This window comes from Variovorax sp. FG153 (genome assembly GCF_057809595.1).
In genome coordinates, this window is the sequence record NZ_JBMDKG010000082.1 from 1 (window position 1) to 21,346 (window position 21,346).

At 71.7% G+C, this 21,346-nt stretch carries 11 protein-coding genes; 6 read left to right on the forward strand and 5 right to left on the reverse strand.

The window, feature by feature from the left end:
- The 6 genes from ACODT0_RS41295 to ACODT0_RS41320 all read left to right on the forward strand — a co-directional run.
- On the forward strand, window positions 1–1,273 hold a 1,273-nt coding region (locus ACODT0_RS41295; protein ID WP_489043941.1), incomplete at its 5' end, for a response regulator.
- Window positions 1,274–1,326: 53 nt separating this feature from the next.
- Window positions 1,327–2,184: a CheR family methyltransferase gene (locus tag ACODT0_RS41300; RefSeq protein ID WP_489043946.1), complete on the forward strand. Its 858-nt coding sequence runs from the start codon at window positions 1,327–1,329 to the stop codon at window positions 2,182–2,184.
- On the forward strand, window positions 2,181–2,786 hold the full coding sequence (locus ACODT0_RS41305) for a chemotaxis protein CheB (RefSeq protein WP_057590215.1): 606 nt from the start codon (window positions 2,181–2,183) through the stop codon (window positions 2,784–2,786). The genes ACODT0_RS41300 and ACODT0_RS41305 overlap by 4 nt, the downstream gene beginning before the upstream one ends.
- Window positions 2,776–3,999 carry a hybrid sensor histidine kinase/response regulator gene (locus tag ACODT0_RS41310; protein WP_057590214.1) on the forward strand — a complete coding sequence of 408 codons (1,224 nt, stop codon included), beginning with the start codon at window positions 2,776–2,778 and terminating at the stop codon, window positions 3,997–3,999. Before ACODT0_RS41305 ends, ACODT0_RS41310 begins: the two co-directional genes overlap by 11 nt.
- 101 nt (window positions 4,000–4,100) lie before the next feature.
- The gene (locus tag ACODT0_RS41315; RefSeq protein WP_057590213.1) at window positions 4,101–4,469 is read left to right on the forward strand and encodes a response regulator; all 369 of its coding nucleotides are present in this window, start codon (window positions 4,101–4,103) and stop codon (window positions 4,467–4,469) included.
- Window positions 4,470–4,500: 31 nt separating this feature from the next.
- A complete protein-coding gene (locus ACODT0_RS41320) occupies window positions 4,501–5,577 on the forward strand; it encodes a S41 family peptidase (protein WP_489043942.1) in 1,077 nt (358 codons plus the stop codon).
- Between the two features lie 18 nt (window positions 5,578–5,595).
- On the opposite strand, the gene ACODT0_RS41325 is transcribed toward ACODT0_RS41320, so the two are convergent.
- The 5 genes from ACODT0_RS41325 to ACODT0_RS41345 form a co-directional block, all read right to left on the reverse strand.
- Window positions 5,596–6,069 carry an energy transducer TonB gene (locus ACODT0_RS41325; protein ID WP_296733421.1) on the reverse strand — a complete coding sequence of 158 codons (474 nt, stop codon included), beginning with the start codon at window positions 6,067–6,069 and terminating at the stop codon, window positions 5,596–5,598.
- A gap of 47 nt (window positions 6,070–6,116) precedes the next feature.
- Window positions 6,117–6,836, reverse strand: a complete 720-nt coding sequence (locus tag ACODT0_RS41330) for a S1 family peptidase (protein WP_489043943.1) — start codon at window positions 6,834–6,836, stop codon at window positions 6,117–6,119.
- A 98-nt stretch (window positions 6,837–6,934) separates the two neighbouring features.
- Complete coding sequence (locus ACODT0_RS41335; protein ID WP_489043944.1) at window positions 6,935–19,483, reverse strand: filamentous hemagglutinin family protein; 12,549 nt, start codon at window positions 19,481–19,483, stop codon at window positions 6,935–6,937.
- Between the two features lie 121 nt (window positions 19,484–19,604).
- The gene (locus ACODT0_RS41340) at window positions 19,605–20,615 is read right to left on the reverse strand and encodes a FecR family protein (RefSeq protein WP_489043945.1); all 1,011 of its coding nucleotides are present in this window, start codon (window positions 20,613–20,615) and stop codon (window positions 19,605–19,607) included.
- A 109-nt stretch (window positions 20,616–20,724) separates the two neighbouring features.
- Window positions 20,725–21,243, reverse strand: coding sequence for an RNA polymerase sigma factor (locus ACODT0_RS41345; RefSeq protein WP_064262158.1), 519 nt, complete (start codon window positions 21,241–21,243; stop codon window positions 20,725–20,727).
- Between the last annotated feature and the right edge of the window lie 103 nt (window positions 21,244–21,346).

The following is a 21,346-nucleotide window of genomic DNA, read 5'->3' on the forward strand; positions in this document are numbered from 1 at the left end:
GGTCGCGCCCCCTGCCCCGGCCGCGCCGGCGCCGGTGGTGCCCGCGCCGCAGTTCGCCGACGACCGCGCACTGCCGCGCGACCAGCAGGTGCGGCGCGTGCTCGTGATCGAGGACGAACCGCAGTTCGCCCACATCCTCTACGACCTCGCGCACGAGCTCGGCTACCGCTGCCTGGTCGCGCACGGCGCGGCCGACGGCTTCGCGCTGGCCAGCGAGTTCGTGCCCGACGCGATCCTGCTCGACATGCGGCTGCCCGACAGCACCGGCCTGGACGTGCTGCAGCGCCTGAAGGATTCGCCGCTCACGCGCCACATCCCGATCCACGTGGTCTCGGCCGCCGACAACGCCGAGGCCGCGCTGCACATGGGCGCGGTGGGCTATGCGCGCAAGCCCGCCACGCGCGAGGAACTCACGCGCGTGTTCGCGCGGCTGGAGGAGAAGCTCACGCAGAAGGTCAAGACCGTGCTGCTGGTGGAAGACGACGACCTGCAGCGCCAGAGCGTGATCCAGCTGATCGGCGACGACGACATCGAGATCGTCGACGTGGCCTCGGGCGAGGAGGCGCTGGAGCTGCTGCGCACGCGCATCTTCGACTGCATGATCACCGACCTGAAACTGCCCGACATGCAGGGCAGCGAGCTGCTCAAGCAGATGGCCTCGGAGGACATCGTCTCGTTCCCGCCGGTGATCGTCTACACCGGGCGCAACCTCACGCGCGAGGAGGAGGCCGAGTTGCACCGCTACTCGCGCTCGATCATCATCAAGGGCGCGCGCTCGCCCGAGCGGCTGCTCGACGAGGTCACCCTGTTCCTGCACAAGGTCGAGGCCGAACTCTCGAGCGAGCGCCAGGGCATGCTCAAGGCCGCGCGCGGGCGCGACCGGATCTTCGAGGGCCGCACGGTGCTGCTGGTGGACGACGACGTGCGCAACATCTTCGCGCTCACGAGCGCGCTCGAGCAGCGCGGCGCGAAGGTCGAGATCGGCCGCAACGGCCGCGAGGCCCTCGAGCAGCTCGACCGCGTGAAGGAGATCGACCTCGTGCTGATGGACGTCATGATGCCGGAGATGGACGGCCTGGAGGCCACGCGCCACCTGCGCGCCGATCCGCGCTTCGCCAAGCTGCCGGTGATCGCCATCACCGCCAAGGCCATGAAGGACGACCGCGAGCAGTGCCTGGCCGCGGGCGCCAGCGACTACCTCGCCAAGCCGGTGGACCTGGACCGCCTGTTCTCGCTGCTGCGCGTGTGGATGCCGAAGATGGAGCGCCTGTGACCGACGCGCCGCCGCCTTCCCTGCCCGAGCGGCCGGCGACCGGCCGCCCCGCCCTGCCCGCCGTGCCGGGCGCGATCGCCGCTCCGCCGCAGCCGCTGAGCGACACCGAGATCGAGCTGCGGCTGCTGATGGAGGCGATCTACCTCAAGTACAGCTACGACTTCCGCGACTACACGCTGGCCTCGCAGAAGCGCCGCGTGCTGCACGCGCTCACGCAGCTCGGCCTGCCCTCGATCTCGGCGCTGCAGGACCGCGTGCTGCGCGACGCCGCGCTGTTCGGGCGCCTGCTGCAGTTCCTCACCATCCCGGTCAGCGAGATGTTCCGCGACCCGGCCTACTTCCTGGGCCTGCGCCGGCACGTGGTGCCGCTGCTGCACACCTATTCGTCGGTCAAGATCTGGGTGGCTGGCTGCAGCACCGGCGAGGAGGTGTTCTCGCTCGCCATCCTGCTGCGCGAGGAAGGCCTGCTCGAGCGCACGCAGATCTACGCCACCGACATCAACCCGGCCTCGCTCGAGAAGGCGCGCCAGGGCATCTTCCCGCTCGAGGCGATCCGCGGCTACACCGCCAACTACCAGCGCGCGGGCGGGCTGGGCTCGTTCTCCGACTACTACACCGCGGCCTACGACGCCGCGCGCTTCGACCCCTCGCTGTGCGCCGACACCATCTTTGCCGACCACAGCCTGGCCACCGACAGCGTGTTCGCCGAGACCCAGCTGGTGTCCTGCCGCAACGTGCTGATCTACTTCAACCGCGAGTTGCAGAACCGCGCGCTCGGCCTGTTCCACGAATCGCTGAGCCACCGCGGCTTCCTCGGCCTGGGCGCCAAGGAGAGCATCGACTTCTCGGCCTACGCCGACCGCTTCGAGCCGCTGGCGCGCCCCGAGCGCATCTACCGGAAGGCCACGTGAAACAGGCGCTGCCCTCCCACCTGCGCCGCCGCGTCGAGGCCGTGGTCATCGGTGCCTCGGCCGGCGGCATCGACGCGCTGCTCGGTCTCTTGAGCGGCCTGCCCGCCGCCAGCCGCATTCCCAAGGTGGTGGTGCTGCACCTGCCCGAGGGCCACGACAGCCGCCTGGCCGAGGTGTTCGGCGAGCGCGTCGCCATGCCGGTGCGCGAGGCCGCCGACAAGATGCCGCTCGCGGCCGGCACGCTCTACTTCGCGCCGCCCGGCTACCACCTGTCGATCGAGCGCGACCGCTGCTTCTCGCTGAGCTGCGAGCCGCCCGTGCTGTTCTCGCGTCCGTCGATCGACGTGCTGATGGCCTCCGCGGCCGACGTCTACGGCGCCGGCCTCGCCGGCCTGCTGCTCACCGGCGCCAACGACGACGGCGCCGAGGGCATGGAACGCATTCACCGTGCCGGCGGGCTGACCGCCGTGCAGGATCCCCAAGAAGCCCTGGTTTCCGTCATGCCCAACGCCGCCATTGCGCGCCATTCGCCCGACTTCGTGCTGCCGCTGCGCGATCTCCACACCCTGCTGCTGCACCTGGAGGCCGCTCATGGACATTGACGTCGAAAGCAAGCTGCTGATCGTCGACGACCTGCCCGAGAACCTGGTGGCGCTCGAGGCGCTGATCCGCGCGCCCGGGCGCTCCGTGTTCCGCGCCCAGTCGGCCGAGGACGCGCTGGCGCTGCTGCTCGAGCACGAGTTCGCGCTCGCCATCGTCGACGTGCAGATGCCCGGCATGAACGGCTTCGAGCTGGCCGAGATGATGCGCGGCACCGAGCGCACGCGGCACATCCCGCTGATCTTCGTGAGCGCCGCCGGCCGCGAGCGCAACTACGCCTTCCAGGGCTACGAGAGCGGCGCGGTCGACTTCCTGCACAAGCCGCTCGATCCGCATGCCGTGATCAGCAAGGTCAACGTGTTCGTCGACCTGCACCGCCACCGCAAGGCGCTGCGGCACGAGATGGAGCTGCTGGCCCACGCGCACCGCAAGCAGGAGGAGCTGGTGGCGCAGCTGCAGGTCACGCAGCGCGAACTCGAGCGCGCGGTGCGCATGCGCGACGACTTCATGTCCATGGTCTCGCACGAGCTGCGCACCCCGCTCAACACCCTCTACCTCGAGGCGCAGCTGCGCCAGCTGCACGTGTCCAAGGGCAACCTCGCGGCCTTCGCGGCCGACCGGCTGCCCGCGATGATCGAGCGCGACCAGCGGCAGATCCGCAACATGGTGCGGCTGATCGACGACATGCTCGACGTCACGCGCATGCGCAAGGACGCCCTCTCGATCCAGCCCAAGCCCACCGACCTCGCGCAGCTCGCGCGCGCCGTGGTCGAGAACCTGCGCCAGCAGGCCGAGGCCGCCGGTTCCGAGATCTCGCTGCAGGCGCCGTCCGAACTGCCGGGCGTGTGGGACGAGTTCCGCATCGAGCAGGTGCTGACCAACCTGCTGACCAATGCGCTGCGCTACGGCGGTGGCCAGCCGGTCGCGATGACGGTCGAGCAGGTCGGCGCCGGCGAGGACGGCTTCGCTCGCGTCAGCGTGCGCGACCGCGGCATCGGCATCGCGGCCGAGGACCAGGCGCGCATCTTCGAGCAGTTCGAGCGCACCGAGCACAGCCGCAAGCACGCGGCCGGGCTCGGCCTGGGCCTGTACATCACGCGCCAGATCGTCGACCTGCACGGCGGCAGCATCGGCGTCGAGAGCGCGCCGGGCGAGGGCTCGACCTTCAGCGTGGAGCTGCCGCTGGCCGCGCCGCGCGGATCGGCGCAACCGTAGGCTTGCTCCTACCCCACGCGCGGCGCCGTGCCGGGATACTGTTCCATTCCGGACATTTTCAGAAAACCAAAGGCCGCAAAGGCCACCAAGGACCGACCGCCGTGAATGTGCTGATCGTCGACGACAACGAAGCCGCAGCCGACCTGCTGCAGGAACTGCTGACCCTGCAGGACCACACCGCCCGCTGCACCTACACCGGCCAGCAGGCGCTGGACGCCGCCGCCGCCGAACGCTTCGATGCCGCGCTGATCGACCTCACCCTGCCCGACATCCCCGGCACCCAGGTGGCGCGCCGCCTGCGCGAGACCGAGGCGCAGGGCGCGCCCAGGCTGCTGGTCGCGATCTCGGGCTTCTCGGCCGCCGATGCCGGTGCCGCGGGCGGGCCCGACGGGCGCAAGCTGTTCGACCACCATCTGCAGAAGCCGATCGACATCGGCGCGCTCGAGGACATCCTCGCGGCCGCGGGCTGAGGGCCTTTTCGCTGCCTTAGCATCGGCGGCCATGCGCCGCCTGCTTCCCTCCACCCTCCTCGCCCTCGCACTGGGCGCGCCCGCCGTATCGGCCGCCGCGCAGTCCCCCGACACCGTTCCCCTCGCACCCGCCGAGCGCGACCGCATCGTGGCCCGCGCCGCCGAGCTGGTGCAGCGGCATTACGTGCTGCCCGCGCCGGCCGATGCCATCGCGGCCCGCCTGCGTGCGCGCTTGCGCGACGGTGCCTATGCGGGCATCGACAACGCCGACGCGCTGCGCGCGCAGCTCGAGCAGGACCTGCAATCGGTGAACCAGGACAAGCACCTGCTCGTGGCCTTGAGCCGCGAGCCGCTGCCGAAGCCGGCCGATGCGCAAGCCGCCGCGGCGGCGCAGGCCCACCTGGCGCGGCAGTACGTGCGCTTCAACCACTGCTTCTACAAGGCAGAACGCATGGCCGGCAACGTCGGCTACATCGACCTGCGCTGCTTCGACAAGCCCGAGGCGCTGGCCGCGACCGCCGCGGCCACCTTCGAGTTCCTGGCCCACACCGATGCCCTGATCGTCGACCTGCGCCAGAACGGCGGCGGCTGGCCCGCGGGCGTGGCCCAGGTCAGCAGCCATCTGCTCGAAGGCAAGGTGCACCTCAACGACGTGCTGCATCGCGAAGGCCACCGCGTGGAGTCGCACTGGACCCGCGCCAAGCTGCGCGGCCCGCGCTACCTGGACCGGCCGGTCTATGTGCTGACCAGCAGCCAGACCTTCTCGGGCGGCGAGGAGTTCGCCTACAACCTGCAGGCGCTGAAACGCGCCCGCATCGTCGGCGAGCGCACCAAGGGCGGTGCCCATCCGTCCAGCAACCATCGGTTGAACGATCGCTTCGAGATCACGATCCCCTTCGCGCGCTCGATCAACCCGATCACGCGCACCAACTGGGAAGGCACGGGCGTCGTGCCCGACCTGCCGGCCAACGCGGACGAGGCGCTGGGCGTGGCGCACCTGGCGGCGCTCAGGGGGCTGGTCGGCAAGGACAGCGATCCGACGACCGCCTATGAGGTGAGCGAGGCCATCAAGGCGGCGGAGACATCCACTGCCGGCGCCCGCAAGTAGTGCCGGCGCAGCGTGCCCTCAACCCGGCCCCAGCACCTTCAACGTCAGCTGCAACACCATCGGCTGCCGCATGTCCCGCGGCGGCGGTTCCGACAGCGGCTGCGCGGTCAGCAACTGGCGCAGGTCGGCATCGGCCTGCGCATTGCCCAGCGAATCGAAGGCCACGCGCTCGGGCCGGCCGTCGGGCGCGACCCACACGCGCACGATCAGCGGCGGCGGCGGCAGGGTGCGGCCCTCCTCGAGCAGGCGCTGCTGCATCCAGGCATGCAGGCGCTGCACGGTCTCGTCGGCCGGGTCGCTGAGGCGGCCCTGGAACTGGTTGCCCGCCAGCTCGGCATAGCTGATCCAGTGCTGCGGCACCGGCGCGCGCGCCGAGGGCGCGGGCTGGGCCTGCACGGGCATGTGCACGGCCGCCAGGCCCAGGCCGGCGAGGCCGAGCGCGCGGAACAGGCTGGCCCAGGGCCGCGGCGCGGCGGCGGAATGACGGTGCAAGGGGAGCATGCGTTCTTTCGGGGAAAGTTCTGGAAATCGGTGCAGGCTCAGCCGCACAACACGCCGACCGACAGCGTGGCGGCGCGCGCGGCCGGCGACTGCTGGGGGCCGAGCTGCGGTGTGTCGCTCTCGCTGTAGGCCACGCCGTTGTCGCGCAGGAAATGCTTGATGCGCGCGGCCGTCTCGGCCCGCACGCGCGTGGAGCCCGCGGCCGCGCCGCTGCCCGACAGACTGGGCAGCCGGCTCAGCGTGCCGCCGCTGGCGCCAGGCGCGGCCGCGATGCGCTCCACCACCACGCCCAGCAGCAGACCGCCCGCGTCGAGCACCGCGCTGCCGCTGGCACCGGGCTTGGCGCCCGACAGCAGCTGCAGGCCTTCGGCGCCCGGCACGGTCAGCGCGTTGCCGAGCACGGCCGAGCGGTCGGCCATGCGCTGCAGCGGGCCGTGGGCCTCGGAGAACACCGAGATCGTCGCGGTGGGCAGCGCCTCGCTGCGCGGGAAGGTCGCGCCCAGGTAGGGCTTGATGTCGCTGCGCAGCACGGCGATGTCGAGCTCGGGCCGCGGGCTCGTCGCGCGCACCGTGGCTTCGGCGACGCGGCCGTCCTTGAGCACGAACAGCGAGCGGCAGCCGGTCACGGCATGGCGCGCGGTCAGCACGTCGCCGGCGTCGTTGAGGAACACGCCGCTGGCGTTGCCCTCAAGGACGCGCGGTGGCGATTCTTCGGCGGTCGCCAGCGTGGCGGCCGCCGCGCACACGACGGCCGCCAAGCGGCGAGCAGGACGAAAGGAAGTCATCCGCATAGAGACGGATGAGCGGGCCGCCGAATGCGCTTTGTCATGCAAGTTTCACGAAACTCGTTCCCCGCCTAGCGTCCGCGCGCGCCGGCGCCACCGAGGTCGGCCAGCCGGGCGCGCTCGGCCGGCGTGAGCTTCGCGAGTTGCGCCGCGTCGAGCGCGCCCTGCCCCAGCATCTGGAACGGGCTGGCCGGGTCGTAGCGCACGTTGCGCTGCGAAGGCGCGGCCGGCGCGCCCGAGGCACCGCCCGAGGGCGCAGGCGCGGGGGCGGCCGGCTCGTCGCCGAAGCCCAGTACGCGCACCGTGAACACCGAGGGCAAGGCCTGGCGCGCGGCCGTGCGTTCGCGCTGCATCACGTCCTGCGCCGCCATCGTGGCCTGCGCGGCCGCGGCGCTGGCGTTGGCGAGCGCACCGACGTTCACCGAGGCCACCACCGGCAGTCCGGCCGATTCGCCCTTGACCTGGATGTTGGCCGCGTTCACCACCTGCAAGGCCGCGAGGTTCACGTTGCCCGACACGCGAATGCCGGCCTCGCCCGCGTCGATCGTGCCCAGCGGCGCGATCAGGTCCACGTCGCCCGGCGGCACCTCGGGAATCGGATCGAGCGTGGCGATGCCCGCGCCCGTGCTCGGCACGTTCGGCGACAGCTTCACGTTGCCCAGCATGTCGTACTCGCGCTTGGGCGGCGTGTAGACCAGCGTGGTCTTCGAACCGCGTCCGGCATTGATGTCGCCCGTGGCCGACCAGCCGAGGATGTCGCCGCCGAAGGTGGTCATGATGCGCGACAGGCCCAGCAGGATGCTGCCCTGGCTGTACATCTGGATGTCGCCCTCCCCCTGCGTGATGAAGCCTGTGGGGTTCGCTCCCGGTGTGCTCGCAGGCGTGATGCCCTCGACGCCGACGATGGTGGTGCCGCCCGGCGTCAGCGTCTGGATGTCCCCGCCCACCACGGTGCGGATGCCCGCGCTGGTGCTGGTGCCCTGGTAGAGCGTGAGGCCGCCTTCGCGCTCGATCGGCCGGCCGTCCGCGTCCCGCGTCGGGAACAGCGTCGCGATGGCCTCGCGCCCGCGCAGATAGCTGCCGTAGCGCTTGCTGTCGACGTCGTTGTACTCGCGCCCGCCCGCGATGAGCTCGTCGTAGAACACCTCGCGCACGAACACGCGCTGCTGCTCGGGCGGCAGCGCCTGGAAGTACGCCAGCGCGTCAGCGGGCGACGCCGCGACATGGCCGAAGCGCTCGCGCAGCCATTGCGCCAGTTCGGCGTCGTAGGTCTTCACGACCTTGCCGGGCTGGCCGGCCAGCGCGGCCGATGCGTCGATGGCATTGGCGGGGTCGAGGTACAGCGCGGCGAAGCCCGCGAAGTCGCTCGCGCCCTGCCCGCGCGGCCCGGCACCCAGCCCCGCCTGCACCGCGATGTCGGCGCCCGGGCGCCGGTCGCCCGGCACCACGGCGCCGAGGCTGGTCAGGGTGCCGCGGTTGCCCTGGTAGATCTGGCCGCCCGCGGACACTTCGAGCGTGCCCGGGCCGGCGATGCTGAAGCTCGTGTACAGGATGTCGCCGCCGGCCGCGATCATCGAGATGTCGGAGGGCGCGTTCTGCACGATCAGGCCGCTGCTGTTGACGATGTCGCCGCCGGCCAGGATGCGCAGCGGCTTGGACGCCAGATAGGTGGGAATCGCCGCTTCGCCGACGCCCGGGCTCACGTTCAGCAAGTTGCCGATCTCGATCGCCAGCACGTCGCCGTTCACGGCATAGATGTGCGACACCACGCCTTCGCCGGCCATGCTGCCGTCGCTCACGGTGCTGAGCCCGAAGTTGAACAGCGCGCCGCCCACGCCGACGTGCGCCGGGATGTATTCGGCGAAGGTGTTCTGGTACATGTAGTCCCACTCGTACGGCTGCAGCTTGCTGGCGTTCCAGTAGTTCGTGGCCGCGAGGGGATTGAAGGGGTTGTCGCGCAGCATGCGCCAGCCCGGACGCAGTGGCGTGGCCATGCTCGACAGCGCCGTGCCCAGCGGCCCGATCGGGTTGTGCCCGTTGCTGATGGAGTTGGTTGAGTCGCCGCTCACGAGATCGCGCGCCAGCAGGTCCAGGTGGCCGACCGGCGAGGGCATCATCTGGCCGCCGCCGAGGCTCTCGGTCGCGTAGTAGATGCTGCCGCCGGCCGCCACCGCGCTCAGCGTGGCCGGCATGATGCTCGTGCTGCTGTTCACGTCCTGCATGTTGGTCGCGGGATCCATGTTCGTCGCGCCGAAGGGCGAGACGTTGCCGCCCGCGGAGAACAGGTCGAGCGCCGTGCGGTCGGTCCACAGCGTGAACCAGCTGGCGGTCGGTCCGCTCAGGCTGCCGTTGCTGGCGTGCGTCTCCACGCGCTCGCCCGCGCGGCCGGCGTCCACCACCGCGCCGATCGCCAGGTCGCCCAGCGTTTCGATGCGCAGCACGCCGTCGCCCGGCGCGAAGCTCACGACGCCGTCGCGCTGCGCGCTGTAGGGCGTGTGCGGATCGACCGCGCGCGGGTCCTGGTTGTTGGGCGTGGCGAAGTTCTTGAGCACCACGCTGCCCACGTCGGTGGCGGCCATGCGCGTATCGCCGCGCAGGTTGGCATACAGGCCGGTGCGGATCTGCCCGCCGGCCGAGACGTCGAGATTGCCGCCGCCGGTCTGCGCCAGCACGCCGCCGTCGGCGACGCGGCCGGTGCTGCCCACCGCGACCAGCAAGCCGCGCGTGAAGGAGCCCGCGGTGCCGATGTTGCCGCCCGCGTGAACGCTGGCATTGCCGCCGCCGAGCGTGCCCATGCCGGCGAAGCCGCCGAAGCCCAGCCGCGGCTGCGCGAGGGTCGGCCAGCCGTCGATGGCATAGCTGCCGAAGTTCAGGCCCCAGGCCGTGCGCTCGCCGATCTCGGCGCCGCCCTGGCGCCACAGCCACTCGCCGGTCGACAGGGTCTCGGGCTGCACGTAGCCGAGAATGTCGCCCTGCGCCGAGAGCGTGAAGTCGCCGCCGTTCTCGGTGAACCACATGCGCTGCGCGGGCAGCGTGCGCTCGTAGTCCGCGTTGCCCGCGCCGAGCACGCTGCCGTCGGGCAGCCTGGCGCGCGGCGCGTTGTAGCCCGAGTCGTTGCCGGTGCCGGCCACCGAGGTGCCCGCGGTGTAAACGCCGAACAGCGACTCCTGCCGGTAGCTGCCGCCGGCATAGAGCTCGAGGTCGCCGGTGCCGGTGCGCACCACGCTCGGCGCCTGCACGGTGAACTGCGTGGTCGTTCCGGCCAGGTGCAGGTCGTCGAGCACCAGGTTGCCGCGGCCGGCCAGTTGCGCGGCGCCCTGCAGCCGGCGTGTGTCGGCGGCGCCGAGATCGGCGCCGCTCACCAGCCGGATCGAGGCCGACAGGCTGCCCGCGGCCAGCATCCGCGACGCGGCCCACAGCCGGCCGGGCTCGGCGCGCGGGCCACTGAGCAGGATGTCGGCACCGCCCGGCGCGACCGTGGTCAGCACCGTGCCGGCCGCGACCGTGATCGTGCCGGCGAGGAAGCCGTTGTAGATCGTGTCGCCCGGTCCGTAGCTGCCGTAGTCGTCGCTGATCGAGCCCGACACCACGACCGGGAAGTCGCCCGTGAAGATGCCGGGGAACACGTACCAGAAATCACCCCAGGTGGCGTTGAAGGGCACGCTGACCGTGACGTCCTTCGGCGCCGGCTGGTTGGTGAACAGCACCTGCAGGCGGGTCTGCCAGCCGTTGTCGTCGGGCGTGGCCGGCGGCGGCGCGAAGCCGTCGTTGATGCTGCCGTGGATGTTCAGGTCACCGCCCGCGCGCAGCGCCAGCGACATCGGCTCGCCCGCGCCGTAGCGCGCCGAGGCCAGGTCGCGGTCGGCCGCGGGGCCGTAGCGGTAGCCCGACAGGTCGAGGTCGCCCTTGACCGTGAGGTTGCCCGTGGGCGTGCTGCTGGCGATCTCGACGCCGGGGCGCAGGTGGAGCGCATCGCCGTAGGCCAGGAGCCCGGCCATGCGCGCGCGCAGCTCCGCATTGCCGCGCGCGGCGGCATCGAAGGCGCGGCTGTCGCTGTCGATCAGGTCCAGGTAGGCCTGGTCGACGATCTGCCCATTGGCATCGCCGGGGTCCGGCCGCGCATTGGTGTAGCGCGCGACGCCGTTCAGCGCGATGGCCTGCGCGCCCTGGATGTTCAGCGTGCCCGCGGCCGCGATCGCGATGTCGCCGCCGGTGGCGTTGGCCGGCGCGTCCGCGCCGGTGGCACTCTCGCCGGTGCTGCCCACGCGTGGCGCGTCGATGTCGACATGGCCGCGCGCGATGCCGTCGGGCGAGCGCAGGTCCAGGGTCGCGCCCGGTTCGAGGCGCACCGTGCCACCTGTGCTGCCCAGCGAGATCTTGGCTCGGTTCGACGCATCGATGGGCGCCCCGTAGCTGTCGGCGACCAGCGTGGTGGCATGGGTGTCGAGCACCGCGCCGGCCGCCAGCGTGAGGTCGCCGCTGGCGTTGAGGCGGATGCTGCCGGGCGTGGCGCCCGAGGCATCGATGGTGCCGTTGACCGTGAGGCGCCCCGCATCGGTGGCGATGCTCACCTGCCGCGCGCGCACGCCCTCGCCCACGTTCAGGTCGCCCTGCTTCACGACGAAGCCGCGCGCGCCGAAGAAGGCGTCGTCGTTCAGGCGCGCATTGAGCGCAGCGAAGTCGGCATCGGAGATGGCGCGCGTCGTCAGGTCGAACTTGCCGTCGTCGAAGCCGGCGCCGCCGCCCGCGCCGTGCAGCGCGCCGGCCAGCGTCACCGTGCCCGCCCTGGCGTCGAGCGTCAGCGAGCCGGCGTCCTCGTGCGCGGCCGACACGTCGATGCGCGAGCCCGCGGCCTGCGCGATGCTGCCGTTCGTGCTCGTGAGCGTCGCGGCGCCGCCCCAGCTGTACTTCGTGATGTCGTAGAACTGCACGGCGCGGCCCGACAGGTCGATCTGCGCGCCCTCGCCCAGCGAGATGTCGCCATCGGCCAGCAGCCGGAGCACGCCGGTGGGCAGCGCCACCGTCGTGTCGAGCGACACGCTCGGGCCCTGCAGCGTCAGCGAGGCACCGAGTTCGCCGATGGCGGCGGTGTCGGGCGCGGCGGCACCCGCGGGCGCCGACACGTCGATGGCCCCGCCCGCGACGTAGCGCATCGCCGAGCCCGCCTGGCCGGTGAGCAGAGGCGTCACGATCGACAGCGTGCCGCCATGCAGCGTGCCGTCCGCGTCGCGCGACTGCCCCACCAGGAGCGCGGCCTTGCTGTTGGCCGTGACGCGATCGGTGGCCTGGATCTTCACCGAGCCGAAGCCCAGCGCCAGACGCTCCAGCTCGGCCTGGCGCTGCGGCTGGCTCAGCGCGTCGTAGCCGAACTGCACGGTCCGCGCATCGATCACCAGCGACCCCGTGCCGGTGCCCGGACCGCCGGGCTGCACCGCCGCCGGCGTCGCGCCCGCATAGGGCGTGGTGGTGCCGTTGCCCGTGGCAATGCCGTTCCACACGAAGTCGCGCGTGGCGATGCGCACCGTGTCGCTGTCGGTGCCCAGGCCGTAGAAGGCGGGTGTGTTGAACACGAGCTGCACCGGCGAGTCGCCGGTGTCCAGCGTCAACGAACCGTAGAAGTTGAAGGCGCCACCGGCCGTGAGGCTCAGGCGCTTGAGCGCCGGCACGCCGGCGTTGGCCGAGGGGCGCAGCAGGCGGTCCAGCGTGGCCTGGGTGAGCTGCCAGCCGGCCTGCATCGACCCGGCCGCCTGCGCGGCTGCCATGCTCGCGGCGGTGCCGATGTTGATCTGGTCCTGCGCCACCGTGAGATAGCGCGCGCCCAGGTTCACGTCGCCCAGCGCCAGGCCACCCGGCGCGGCGAAGGCGATCGTGCCTTCGCTCAGCACTGTCGCGCCGTCGCTGACCGTGACCGTGCCCGTGCCGAGCGCCGGCAGGAAATCCAGCCAGCCGTTGCTCACGGCGAACACCGCGGGCGAGTAGGAAGCGGCCGAAACGCCGGGCGCGTTGGCATACAGGAAACCGAGATTGGAATCGACGCCGGGCCGGCCCAGGCCGCGCGTGTCGAGCACAGCGCCGCCATCGACATTGATCTGGTTGCCGATGAGGAAGATCTGGCCCGCGCGCAGCGTGGCTCCATCGCGGACGTTCACCAGGCCCGCGCCCAGGCCATTGCCGAAGTAGATGCGCGCGCTGTCGCCCGACGAGTCCTGGCCGTTGAAGTAGATGTAGATGCCGCCGATCGCCAGCGTGTCGGCACGGAAGGCATTCAGCATGTCGGCCGACACCTCGATGGCGCCCGCCTTGGGCCGCGCGGCGCCGCCGACGATGTCGATGGGCTTGTCGCCCAGCAGGTTCACCTGGCCGCGCAGGCCGCCCGGGGCGGCATCCAGCAGCACCTGGCCGTCGAACTGCAGCGGCACCACCTCGTCGTTCTGCGCGAAACTGAAGCGCAGCACCTTGCCGTCCACCGGCAGCAACGGCCGCACGTTGCCGAACAGCGCCGCCTGCGCCTTCGCGAAGTCGGCATAGCTGGTCTCGTTGTATTGCGAGAAGTGGCGCACCGTCTGGCCCGGCGTGACCAGCACGCGGCTGGGCAGGTTGTCGTGCACGGCAGTGTTCGAAAAGCCCAGCGTGCCGGTGGTGCTCCACGAGCCGAAACCATCGGCCAGCGCGCCGGCCGGCGCGGCGGTGCCCGAGAGCGCATCCATGCGCGCGCCGACCTCCACGCGGAACGCGCCCGGCATCAGCGCATAGCTCGCCGGCAGCAGCGCGTAGGTGCCGGGGGGCAGGCCCGGCACGCCCGCGCCGATCGTGATCTGCCGGCCCACCGCCGGATCGCCCGCGCCCTTGTCGCGAACCACCGGCGCATAGGCCGATGCGTAGCCGGGCACGATCGCATAGACCGCGTTGCCCGCGCCGCTCTTCGGATAGGCCGCCGGATTGGCGTTGGCCAGCGCCGTCGTCAACACGTCGACCGAACCGCCACGGCCGGTGATGAAGCCCGCGCCGCGCAGGTCGCCCCCGCCCGAGAGGTCGAGCACCGAACCGGGCTCGGCGACCACCGAGCCGCCGCCGATCGAGATGCCCTGCGCCAGCACGAAGTTGTCGGGCGAGAGGTTGACATTCGGTCGATTGATGAAATTGCCGCCGAGGCTGAACAGCGTGCCGTCGGTGCCGCGGTAGGTCAGGCCGTCCTGGGTGCCGCCGTAGGGCATGGTCAGGCCCGCCGCGCTCACCGAGGTCAGGCTGCCGTCGCGCAGCACCAGCCGCATCCAGGGCAGGATCTCGGGGTTGGCAATGACGCCCCCCATCCAGGCGACGCCGTTGAGCGAGCCGCCGACGTCGTTCAACCCGATCGTGCCCAGCGGCGCGCGCACCACGCCGCCCTGGTCCAGCGTCGGGCCCATCAGCACGAGCTGGCCGAACACCGAATCGGGCACCGGCGCGTCATGGCCGTTCGAGCGGATCGTCAGGCTGCGCTCCTGGTCCCAGATGCTGGACGAATCCGGCAGCCTCGCCTGGCCGGCGATCACCACGCCGCGCTGCCCGCTCACCGGATAGATCTGCGCCGCGTCGATCAGCAGGTCGCCGGTGACGACGAAGGCGGCGTTGCCCAGGCGGATGTCGCCCTCGCTGCGCAGCGTGACGGCGGCGAAACCGCCGGCATCGACGGTGTGGCCGACGGGCGGCCCGTTCGGCACCACGGCACCGTCGCCATAGCCGGCGACGATGCCCGACTGCACGCGGCCGTAGATGTCGATCAGGCTCGCATCGAGCGTCAGTGCGCTGTCGCCGCGCGCCGGGCTGCCGATGGCCCGGTTGCCGATGATGAGGCCCGGGCTGAAATAGCCCGAGGCGCCGTCCCAGGTGCCGCCGTCGAACCGGATGTAGGGCGCCGCCAGGCGCACCTTCGCGTCGGGCGTGTTGTCAGCAACCGTCAGGAAGCCGTTGCGCAGGTTCAGGCTGCGGCCCAGCGCGAGGTCGATGTCGCCGTCGAACAGGAACAGGTCGTGCGCCGAGAGCGTCAACGCGTCGAAGCCGCCCGCGCGCACCTGGTCCGCGGACAGCGTCGCCGCGCCGTACTTCAGGCCCGCGTCGGCCTGTCCCGGCGCGAGGCCGTCGGCCAGGCCGCCGGGGTGGTACTGCTGCGTCAGCGTGATGTTGTGCATCACCTGCACGTCCTCGGGGATGTTCTCCGCGCCCGCGAGGTATCTGCGGTTGGCCATCTCCATCGTCAGCGAGCCGCCGGCCGCGCCGGCACCGCCCGCTCGGGCCGTGAGCGTGCCATCGATCACCATGCCGACGTAGGAATGCAGCCCGATGCCTCCGCCCGCACCGGCCAGCGCGAGTGGCCGCGCGGGTGTGCCGGATGCGCTGCCCGCCGAAGCGTCGACCTCGGCGTAGGCGCCCGAGGCGTCGAGCACCGCCCCCGGACGGATCACGATGAAGGAGTCGGACAAGCCCAGCTCGATCGTGCCGCCGTCGGGCGCAATGCCATAGGCGCGGCCCTGCGCATCGCGGGCCACGTAGGCGCGCGCTGCCGCGTCGAGCACCGCGTTGTCGCCGATCCAGACCGAGCGCGTGGTGGAGGCCCGGTATGCGAGCTGCGAGATCGGCAGCGAGGCGATCGAGATGTCGCCGCCCCAGGCATCGAGCCGGCCGTCCACCGTCAACTGGCCGCCGTTGTTCCACAACGTGATGGCCTGGCCCGGATCGACCGCGATGTGCGCGCCGGTGCCGACCGTCAGGGGCGCGAGCTGGCCCGGACCGCCGAGCCTGGAGCCCGCATCGAACTCGATGCTCGCGCCGCCACGCTGCACGAGAGTGGCGTGCTGCGGGTCTTCCTCGTACAGCGGCGGCGTCCACACCGGCAGCGAATCGGCGAGCCGGCTGCCGGTGGCCAGCGACTGCAGGCCGTCGACGTCCGCGCGCAGCACCGGCATGTTCACTTCGATCCGCGTGCCCGGCGCGATCGCGAGGCCATCGCTGGCCGTGACCACGTAGTGCGAGAAGCCGCTTTGGAACAGCGCGGGCGACAGCGTGCCCGTGGCTGCCACGGCAACGGGCCGGGCCAGCACGGTGCCGGCGGCAAGCGAGGTTCCCGCCGCCAGCGTGAACGGCATGTCGAGCACGCTGCCGGCGTTGTAGCGGACCAGCGTCGACGCGATCGGCAGCCCGTCCGGGAACACGGCGGCTGGAATGGTGACGCCGACCGGCAGGAAGAAGCCCTGGGTCGCCGTGGTGCCCGCGGGCACGGTGCTGCCGATGCCATGGAGGACCCCATTCGAATCGAAGAGGTTGAACGGCACCACCCAGTCCGCCTTCAGCACCAACGGCGCATCCCACGGGATCCGGATCTCGAGCTGCTGGCCCGTCACGGTGTAGCCGGCCGGCCGGCGGGTCAGCGTCACCGAAAGGTCCATCGGCGCGATGTCGCCCACGGCGAGCTGGTAGTCCTGCAGCAGCCGCAGGTTGACCGGCGCCGCCTGGCCGGCCGCGAGCAGGCCGTCGGTGTCGAGCGCCTTGCCGCCGATGCCCACCGCCGTGCCCGAACGCACGTCGAGCGTGCCGCCGCCGTTCACCCCGAAGGCGCGCAACTCGCCGGCCAGCGTGAGCAGCGCGGTCGGGTCGGTCGCGAGGGAATTGGCGTCGGTCACGAAGCCGGCCGCCAGCGTCACGTCGCCACCATGGCCGCCGCGCAGCGCCCCGCTGCGCAGCAGCGCCGCGCCGGAAGACACGTCGATCGCCGCGCCCTGCGCGAGCGTCACATCGCCCGTGCCGCGGATCGACACGCTGCCGCCGTCGACGTAGGGCAGGCCCGCGCTGTCGCGTTCATCGGCCAGCAGGTTGGTCCACAAGCCGCTCGCATCGAGCGTGGCGCCCGCGGCCACGGTGGTCTGCGCGCGCTGGCCCGCTTCGGGCGCCAGCGCGACGCTGTTGGCGGTACCTAAACCGGTCACCGACGGCAGCACGTTGCCCAGCGCGATGTCGCCACCGCGCGCGGTCAGGTCGGCATTCACGTTCAGCTGCGGCGCATACAGCGCGATGCTGCCGCCCGGCACCACTGCGAGCGCCGCCTCCACCGCCAGGCCGCGCGTGCCGCCGGCCATCAGCTGGCCCAGCTGCCAGCCGTTGACGCGGTCGCTGTCGAGATGCAGCACGTCCTGGAGCGCCTGCGGCAACGGCCCGTCGGGCGCGATGCCCTCGCCCAGGGCCGGCTGCCCGGTGCCGAACACGACCTGGCCGAAGCTCGGCGTGAAGTTATGGAACACGCCCTGTATGCCGTTGGCCTTGTCGGGGTTGAACACGGTCGTGTAGTTGCCGAGGATCAGTTGCGCGGCGAGCGCCGCGGCGTCGTGCGACTGCGCATAGCCGTCGATGCCACCATCGCGCTGGATCGTCTGCCGCGGGCCCCGGTAGACCGTCGTCGTCAGGTCGCCCTCGAGCACCGCGGCGCCGGTCGAGACGATCAACTGCCCCGCATCGCGTCCCACCGTGTAGCCGTTCTCCAGCCGCTGCTGCGGCCCGATCAGCGGGTTGTAGAAGAAGCCCGTGGTCTTGTCGCCCCAGCGCTTGTGCGCGTCCTCGTAGCCCTTGTAGAGGCCCGTGTACTGCACATCGGCCGGCGCGTTCGACACCTCGTAAAGCCGGCCGTCGGAACCCTTGAGCCAGCTCTGTTTGATCATTCCGGTCTGCACATCCAGCGTGCCGCCCGAGAGGTTGATGTTCGAGCCCGCCTGCGCGACCAGTTCCTTGCCCGCGAACAGCACGCTGCCGCCCTGCGCGCCCCACTCGCCCACCGTGTGGCCCTGCAGGCCCAGGTAGCCGCCGACCTCGAGCAGGCCGCCCGGTGTGTACCAGCGCTCCTTGTCGTAACCTCCGACGCCCGCCGCCACGCGCAGCAACTTGCGCCGGTCGATCCACACGTTGCTGTTGTTGAGCATCGTGGTGTCGCGGTTCAACGGTGCGTCGCGCTGCTCGTTGCCCTGGATGTTGATCTGCACGTTGTTGGACGACATCGCGACCTGCACGCCGACCGTGCCCGAGACATCGAGGCGCGCGCCATTGGCCACCGTGCTGCGGCCATTGCTCGCGGCCACCGCGATCTGGCCACCGGTTGCCAGCGTGGTGGATCCACCCTCGAACACCACGCCGCCGCCCGAAACGATCTCGATGCGCGACTGGTCGCGCCGGTCGTCGAGGCGCGCGAGGTTGTCGAAGCCACCCGAGGCTGCCGTGCGGCGCGCCAGATCCTGCACCGCCGAATCGGCGATCAGCGCATCGCGCTGGCTGTCGAGCGCGGTGCGGCCGTTCTGGTCGTCGAGCAGGATCGCGTTGAGCCCGCGCGAGGTGACCGTGACGCTGCCGAGCTTGTCGCTGGCCGAGTTCAGCAGATGGATGGTGCCGCGCGTGTCCACCGTCGTCGTGGACACGGCCACGCCGTCCTGCACCACCTTGCGGCCCGCGAGCGTGATGTCGCCTTCGGGCGCCTGCAGCAGACCGGTGTTCGTCACCGCGCCCGCCGTGCTGTCGGCATTGAACTGCGGCGCGACCTCGTTGCCGCGCGTGGTCGCGAACTGGTTGCCTGTCGTGCTCTGGCCGGGCCGCACGATGAAGAAGTCGCCCGCGGCCATCTGAACCTGGCCGCGCGGCGTGGTGATGGTGCCGGCGTTGCTGACCTCCTTGCCGAGCAGCAGCGCATAACCGCCGCCTTGCGTGACGGTCGTCGGCACCGTGGTGTTGATGCGCGCACCGGCCTGCACCTCGACCTTGCCGTTGGCATCGGTGAAGCTCGGCGTGTAGGCCCCGCTCTCCTGCGCGCTGTAGATGCCGCGTGCCTTGAACTGTTCGTCGCCGATCTTCGCGGCCGCCGCCACGAGGTTGCGCGTGTCGGTCTGGCTGCTGCCGCTGAAAACGATGCCGTTGCGATTCGCGATCAGCACCGTGCCGTCGCCCTTGATCTGCCCCTGGATCTGCGAAGGCCGCGCCTGCGGATCGTTGACGCGGTTGAGCACGGCCCAGTCGGCCTGCTGCCTGAAATCGACCGTGGTGCGCTTGCCGACGTTGAAGCTCTCCCAGTTGAGGATCGCGCGGTCGCCGGTCTGCTGGATGGTGACCGTGGTGCGGCCATCGGCGCCTTGCGATTGCACGGGCGCCTGGGCATTGAGCCAGCCCGCAGTCAGCGAATTGGTGTCGACGCGCAACCCGCCATCGGCCAGGCCATCGGGCACCGACGAAGGATCGTCCAGCGCCGCCTGCCGTGCGGCGGCTTGGGCGGCCTGTTGTGCCGCGATGCTCTGCGCGGCGAGGTTCAGGTTGCCGAGCGAACGCTGCAACTGCTCGCGCGCCTGCTGCTGTTGCGCGGTCGGCGTGTTGAGCGAGGACACCGGCAGGCCATTGGGCAGCCGCCCCGTGGCGATGGCCTGTCCCTGCGCGATGTTCTTCTGCGCCATCCAGGCCGCACTGAACGCACGTTGCTGCGCATGCGCCGCGCCCGCCGCGCCGACCGCGATGACGACGGCGACGGCATGGGCCAGGGGTGCGAGGCGTCGCGGTCCGGTGCGGCGGCCAGGGCGTGCGGGGAACGCGGGCTTCACCGGGGCAGGATGGAGGGGCGGCATGACAGGAATCTTTCAGTGGCGTTTCGAATGGACAGGAAGCCATGCGATGGCTTTGCCCATAGACGAATGCCGACCTTCAAAGCTGTACACCTCGCCGCGCATCGGCGGCGCGAACGCAGGCTCAGTGAAGGATCACGATGCCGCCCGGCAGCGCGGTGAGCTCGAGGCGGAACAGCCGCTGGATCTGCGCCAGCGCCTTGTCGAGGTCGTGGATGTGAAAGCGCCCGCTGACCGGCTTGCCCGCGAGCCCGCTGCCCAGCAGCATCACGCGGCCCGGCCGGTAGCGGTTGATCTCGTCGACCACCTGCGCGAGCGCGGTGCGCTGGAAGCGCAGCACGCCCTCGCGCCAGTCGGAACGCTCGCCGCTTTCGAGGCTGCGCACCGGCTGCGGCTTTCGGCCTTCGTACACCAGTTCCTGCGCGGCGCGCAGCGCGAGCGACTCGGCCCCGAGCGTCACGCGCACCTGGCCTTCGAGGCAGCGCACGCAGACGCTGCGCGCATCGGTGTGGCGCACCTCGAAGCGCGCGTCGAGGGCCTCGATGCGCCCGAGCGCCGCGCTCACGGTGAAGGGCCGGCCGCGGCGCGTGGCATCGACCGCGACCTCGCCGCCGATCAGTTCGATGCCGGCGGTCTCGCCCTGCGCGGCCTGCAGCGCGATGCTGCTGCGCGTGTTCATCTCGACCGTGAGGTCGGGCGCGAGCGCGAGGCTGCGTTGCTCGCCGGTGCCCGTGCGGTAGTCGGCCTGCCAGCTCTCGGGCGCGGGCCACAGGCCCAGCGGCGGATGCATGACGAGCACGCCGGCCGCGGCCGCCGCGGTGGCGATACCGGCACCGAGGAAAGCGCGGCGCGGCAGCGTGCGCACGGCCTGCGCCGCCGGCCGCGGCGCGGCGCGCAAGGCCGCGAGCGCGGGATCGCCGGCACCGGCCAGCGCGGCCGCGCCGGCCATGTCGCGCCACAGCCGGTGGGCGCGGCCGAAGGCCTGGGCATGCGCTTCGCTGAGCGCGCACCAGCGCCTGAGCGCGCGCGCATCGCGGGCCCGCGCGCTGCCCGAGGCCAGGCGCTGCACCCAGGCATGGGCCTGGCGCTCGAGGGCCTCGGCATCGCGCGGCGGCAGGGGGGACGAATCGGACACGTTCAACGGCCTCGCAACAAACCAACACCGGGCCACGACGCGTCCGCGCGCGGTGCCCTCTTCTTCCAGACGTCTGTCGCGGCCCGGAACTGCACGCGAGCGAAACATTTCATCGCGTGCGCTCCACGATGTACTCGTGCGCGCGCCGCAGCTCGCGGTCGACCAGGCTCAGCGACACGCCGAGCCGGTCGGCCACCTCCTGGCGTGGCATCTCGTCGACGCGCACCAGGATCAGCACGTGGCGCCGCCGCGGCGGCATCTCCTCGATGATCGCGGCCAGCTGCGCGAGCTCCGAGCGACCCAGCGCCTGCTGCGCCGGGTCGGGCGCGGGATCGCCGAGCTCGGCGAACAGCTGCTCGACCTCCTCCCCGTTCATGAAGCGCGCCTCGGCCCGGATGCGGTCGAGCGCCACGTTGGTGGCCATGCGCATCAGGTAGCTCAGCGGGTACTGCACGGGCTCGCGCGGGTCCTGCGCCTCGGCAGAGCCTGCCTGCAGCCGCAGCCAGGTGTCCTGTAGCGCATCGCCCGCGAGGTCGGCACTGCCGAGCTGCAGCGTGAGCCGGCGCTTGAGGTCGTCGTAACGGCCCACGAGGTAGTCGCGCAGCATGCCGAAGCTGGAGCCGCTCACGGTGCCGCCCCCACGCGCGCATCGCAGCGCCAGCCACCGCCTTCCGCGCGCGGCGCGATCAGCATCACGTAGGGCGGCTGGGCGGCGCCGGGCAGCGGCGGGC